The organism is Bacillus cereus group sp. N6 (assembly GCF_016483705.1).
Lineage (GTDB): Bacteria > Bacillota > Bacilli > Bacillales > Bacillaceae_G > Bacillus_A > Bacillus_A wiedmannii.
The window spans coordinates 1-203 of record NZ_JAEHBI010000392.1; the positions used below are offsets into that span (position 1 = coordinate 1).

A 203-nucleotide genomic window follows, 5' to 3' on the forward strand; every position below is an offset into this window, starting at 1 on the left:
GGTACAATCTCAGTTTTCGTGATTTGGTAGAAATGATGGAGGAAAGAGGACTATCTTTAGCTCATACAACGATTATGTGATGGGGCCATCAATATGGGCCTGAATTAGATAAACGAATTCGACGTCATCTCAAACAAACGAATGACTCCTGGAGAGTAGATGAGACGTACATAAAAGTAAAAGGGCAATGGATGTACCTATAT

Annotated in this window: 1 pseudogene; it reads left to right on the plus strand. The window is 39.4% G+C overall.

The features are described from left to right. Positions 1–203, plus strand: a pseudogene (locus JDS99_RS31700) (DDE-type integrase/transposase/recombinase); the annotation flags it as partial.